This window comes from Methanolobus sp. (assembly GCF_030682845.1).
Taxonomy (GTDB): Archaea; Halobacteriota; Methanosarcinia; order Methanosarcinales; family Methanosarcinaceae; genus Methanolobus.
Genome location: NZ_JAUXNK010000005.1, coordinates 1 through 4,177, shown reverse-complemented (window position 1 = coordinate 4,177; position 4,177 = coordinate 1). Strand labels below are relative to the sequence as shown.

The window sequence follows — 4,177 nt, the reverse complement described above, 5'->3', positions numbered from 1 at the left end:
AGTATTCTCAAGAGATAAGATAATCCGAAACCAAGACTATGCAACATTAAATATGGGACGCTCTACTAGGTTGTTTATACAATCTTTGAAAATCGTCCAGTCTATCAGGAAGAAGCTGCTTGATAAGAAGGTTAGCCTCAGAGTACCAAGACTGGTAGTCATCCTCAAAATCTGGGAGTTTCTCATTATCTCCAGCATCATCATCTGTATTTGTATCGTCATAAGAATTGAACATGCTTTTCAATAGACTTTCTCCAAAGTCTATCAACCACATGAAGTCCTTTTTATAACGCTCAATCGTATAACTCATATCTTTCTCCTTTACTAGCTTAACCTCAACTGCATCACCATAGTCCCTATGAGCGAGATATCATCCCCCTGCATCGAATCCACTACCTGTACCCGATACTCGGCATTGAAGGGATGGAGTAGCACCTGCTGACGTTGGTGATCGAACTGAATGCGTTTCAGGGTGATGCCATCGTGCAATCTAACCGCACAGACAGAGCCATCTGTATTGCTCCAGTCTTCTCTTCTTTGGATCACCACGATGTCGTTATGCATGATCTGAGGCTCCATGCTTTGTCCATTTACTCTGAATACCATATAGTTATCAATCTTGTCCTTCAGATAAATCCGCGGTAATTCCACGAAATTGTCATGTTCAAAATTATCGGTGACTTCCGCTGGAATTCCGGCGGAAATTTCCGCCACTACCGGAAGTAAAATTGTACGGCTGTAAGTGCCATCTGCCAAATCAGATAGCTTGCTCTTGGTGGAGACCACCTCTGCCTTCTTGCGGGGCTTGGACTCCGGTTTTGCTTCCCAGGGGGCACTCACATACATGCCACCCTCACCACTGAGAAGCCAATTCAAGTTCACTTTTTGAGCTGCCAGTTTAGTGAGAAAATCAGGGTCCGGAGACCTCTTATTGTTGATGTATCTGCTCATGGAATTGAGTGAGATTCCATTTTGTTTGGCAAATTCTGCATGAGTCTTGCTTAGTGATCTGACCAGCATTTTGAGCCGATCACCGACTGTCGTGGCTGCCATATTCACTCCCTGTGGTGATTTTTAGGCTTGACCGATACCCATTTGGGTGATAATCTGCACCTGTGAACAACGATATTAGCCTGACTAGTCAGGTCAAGACATATTTATAGAGTGAGATTTAGCGGCGGATTTTTCCGGCGGACATGAGAGAATGTTTTGAAGTTGCCGGCGTAAACGCAGAAAGGACTTCCCAAGATGTCGCAGTGCTTTTAAGTAGCTCCCATATATACAGTTAAGGAGATACCATGAAAACAAAGGCAAAGATGCCCAAACGGACACAGCACTGTGACACCGAAAAGGCTAAGCACTGTGACAAAAGTTTGAACCTTGCGCAGTTCTTAGCATCGAAACATCCACCGCAGCTTTTGGAAAGGGACTTGGAGACCTGTCACACTGGTCAAAGCACTGTGACAAATCCCGGGTCCGGCAGATTAACACCAAAAACGGTGAGCACTGTGACAGATGAATGTGTCACAGTGCTTATCCGAAACATCAGTGATGAGTACTATGGAATACTAATGAATAAGAAGATTGAAGCTATCTGGCTGACCATTGAACGCATGGCCGAGATCAAGGGCTGTTCAAATCGAACAGTCTGGCGCTATATTGATAAACATAAGATGCACACAGAAAAGCGTCAGGTGAAGATTGGCTCTGCCAAGGTGATTAAGACCTTCGTATTGCCCGATCCTGAGACTCTGGAATTTGAGTTCTCCATCTGCAGCAGGCAGAGACTAATACCGGAGGAGTATCTGGAAACAGTGATTCCCCTGGGTAAAAGTCTGGTGAAGAGCTTATTGGTCTATGGCTATGCCAAGGTAATGGACTCAGGAGGAGTGGCATGATAGATTACGAATTGGATCTGGAGCAGTATCGCAAGTTCTATGCGGAACTGATGAACCAGACAGATGCAGATGATAGCTCCTGCACACAAGATCTGGTTCTTGCAGGTGAATCTGATCCCCATCAAGATATAGAACCTTCTTCTGATGTTAATGAGAGAGCACTAAGCCCTCACCGCTTACCACTTGAGGAACGAGGTTTGGATTTGAGACCAAAGCAGCATATTCCCCATAAGAAGACGCATGAAGCTAGGCTGATGGCATCTTTCTGCCAGATTGCCATAGTCAGGCTGGAAGACTGTGTTTCCAAGATAGACGAATGGAAGCTGATAACAGCAGAGTACAATCAGAAGATTCTGCTGCCGGAGCTTTATGCTATCAAGGGTAAGCGAGACGAACGTTCCTTGAGACGATGGGTGCAGAACTACCAATCCAATGATAATGATATGTATGCTCTGGTAAGAAAAGCCGATCCCAACGGTAAAACCAGAAAGGTTACTTACTTTGAACAGAACTATCTGATCAATCTGCTGCTCAATCCCAATCAGATCAAGATCGGTTCTGCTATCTCTATCCTCAAAGGTTATGCTCGGCTTGGTTTATGCGAGTCTCCCACCGATGAGAGAACACTCAGGCGTTTCTGCGATGAGTGGCTGCGAGATAACCCTGCCATCAGCAATCAAGCACGAAAGGGTAGCAAGTATGTATCAGAACATATCATCAAGACGATAATGCGTGATAGCTCACTGCTGAATGTTGGGGACGTATGGGTAGCTGATGGACACAATATGGCATTTGATATCATCAATCCTCAAACCGGGAAACCACAGAGGATGACCATGATCCTGGTCTTTGACTGGGCAAGCCGCTATCCGGTGGGAGCAACTCTGGCAACCACAGAGGACAGTCAGCATATCCAAGCAGCCTTCCGTAATGGCTTTCTGAACTGGGGTGCTCTACCCAAGTATGTCTATCTGGACAATGGCAAAGCTTTTAAGAGCAAGCTCTTTCATGAGAAGTGGGAAAACCACAATCTGGAAACGGAACTGGGCGGTATCTTCCCCCGCTTGAAGATCGAAGCCTCATTTGCGGAAAGCTACAATGCCAAAGCCAAAGTGATCGAGAGATTCTTCAAGACCTTCCAGGATCAGTTTGAACGCTTCATCTCATCCTTCCGAGGTTCTTGCATCGCTGATAAACCTGCCACGCTGATGCGTAATGAGAAATGGGCGAAGTCGCTATTTCAAAGCAAGCCTCCCACTCTAAGCGAAGCCATGCAGATGATCGCTTTCTACATCCGCTACATCTATGGTGAAGCTCCCCATAGTGGGCTGGATAAGCAAAGTCCTTGGCAGGTATTCAGTTCTGCACCACTGCCACCGGATAGAATCGTGGAACCAGCAGAGCTGAACTTCATGATGCTGGCCATGCTGCGCAAGAAGATCCGCAACGAAGGTATCCGCTTGAACAAGCTCCAATATTGGGATACTGCCCTGGTTGATTATATCGGCAAAGATGTGGTGATAAGATACGATTATGCCGATGCCCGGTGGATATTGGTTTATGATCTGCAGGACCGCTTCATCTGCCAGGCAGAGTTGCGTAGGGCACAGCATCCCTTCATCAAGCTTGATAAGGATAATCCGATCTCGCATAGCTACCTGAACAAGGAGCACAAGCTGATTCTGAAACTGCGCAGGCAAACCGAGCAGAAAGCAAAGTATGTGGTGAAGAATACCCAACGCGTGGTGGATGCCTTCCTCAAGCCGATGACGGCAATACCGGATAGCAATACACTCTTCATTCAACCACCGATGATAGAAGCTCCCAAAACCGATGCAGATGACTTCATGCAAGCCTTGGAACGGCAAGTAATCAAGAACCTGCCACCGCTACCCACCAGGCAATATGATGATAGTGAACAGACACAGCTAAGTGCCGCAGAACATAAACCGGATGAGACCCCAGTCCAACTTCCCGTAATGGATGAAGTCGACTACGAAGAGATCAAACCCAGGCAAAAGAGCTTTGATGAGATGCTCAGATTTATTGGAATTAAATAAGGAGAATACAGATGAAACAAGGAAAGCTTGTAAAAACCCGTAACGTTGTGGAAGCCGATGAGGCTATCAACCTGCTCGTAACCCGCCCAAAAGGCGAGATGGTGGGGCTTGGACTGCTCTATGGTAAACCTGGCTTGGGTAAGACAACTTATGCCAGCAGGATGGCTCTGTTGCGTAATTATACAAGATTTATATTGACATGCCATAAATACTGATTAT

At 46.2% G+C, this 4,177-nt stretch carries 5 protein-coding genes; 3 read left to right on the top strand and 2 right to left on the bottom strand.

Annotation, left to right across the window (positions count from 1 at the left end; all coding sequences use genetic code 11):
• Positions 1-46: 46 nt before the first annotated feature.
• Together Q8J68_RS00305 and Q8J68_RS00300 are read right to left on the bottom strand one after the other, a co-directional pair.
• Complete coding sequence (locus tag Q8J68_RS00305; RefSeq protein ID WP_305309580.1) at positions 47-310, bottom strand: hypothetical protein; 264 nt, start codon at positions 308-310, stop codon at positions 47-49.
• Positions 311-324: 14 nt separating this feature from the next.
• Positions 325-1,053 carry an XRE family transcriptional regulator gene (locus Q8J68_RS00300; protein WP_305309579.1) on the bottom strand — a complete coding sequence of 243 codons (729 nt, stop codon included), beginning with the start codon at positions 1,051-1,053 and terminating at the stop codon, positions 325-327.
• Between the two features lie 245 nt (positions 1,054-1,298).
• Here Q8J68_RS00300 and Q8J68_RS00295 point away from each other — a divergent pair, with 245 nt between their 5' ends.
• Genes Q8J68_RS00295 through Q8J68_RS00285 form a run of 3 tightly spaced genes read left to right on the top strand, consistent with a single transcriptional unit; the run spans position 1,299 to position 4,173 of the window.
• Entirely contained in the window at positions 1,299-1,898 is a 600-nt protein-coding gene (locus Q8J68_RS00295) for a hypothetical protein (protein ID WP_305309578.1), read from the top strand.
• Positions 1,895-3,958, top strand: coding sequence for a Mu transposase C-terminal domain-containing protein (locus Q8J68_RS00290; protein ID WP_305309577.1), 2,064 nt, complete (start codon positions 1,895-1,897; stop codon positions 3,956-3,958). Before Q8J68_RS00295 ends, Q8J68_RS00290 begins: the two co-directional genes overlap by 4 nt.
• Positions 3,959-3,969: 11 nt before the next feature.
• Entirely contained in the window at positions 3,970-4,173 is a 204-nt protein-coding gene (locus Q8J68_RS00285; protein WP_305309576.1) for a hypothetical protein, read from the top strand.
• The last annotated feature ends 4 nt before the right edge of the window (positions 4,174-4,177 follow it).

What these genes read in the sequence shown, in the direction of transcription:
- Q8J68_RS00305 (WP_305309580.1), bottom strand. Translation starts at nt 310, where the DNA reads ATGAGTTATACGATTGAGCGTTATAAAAAGGACTTCATGTGGTTGATA.
- Q8J68_RS00295 (WP_305309578.1), top strand. Translation starts at nt 1,299, where the DNA reads ATGAAAACAAAGGCAAAGATGCCCAAACGGACACAGCACTGTGACACC.
- Q8J68_RS00290 (WP_305309577.1), top strand. Translation starts at nt 1,895, where the DNA reads ATGATAGATTACGAATTGGATCTGGAGCAGTATCGCAAGTTCTATGCG.
- Q8J68_RS00300 (WP_305309579.1), bottom strand. Translation starts at nt 1,053, where the DNA reads ATGGCAGCCACGACAGTCGGTGATCGGCTCAAAATGCTGGTCAGATCA.
- Q8J68_RS00285 (WP_305309576.1), top strand. Translation starts at nt 3,970, where the DNA reads ATGAAACAAGGAAAGCTTGTAAAAACCCGTAACGTTGTGGAAGCCGAT.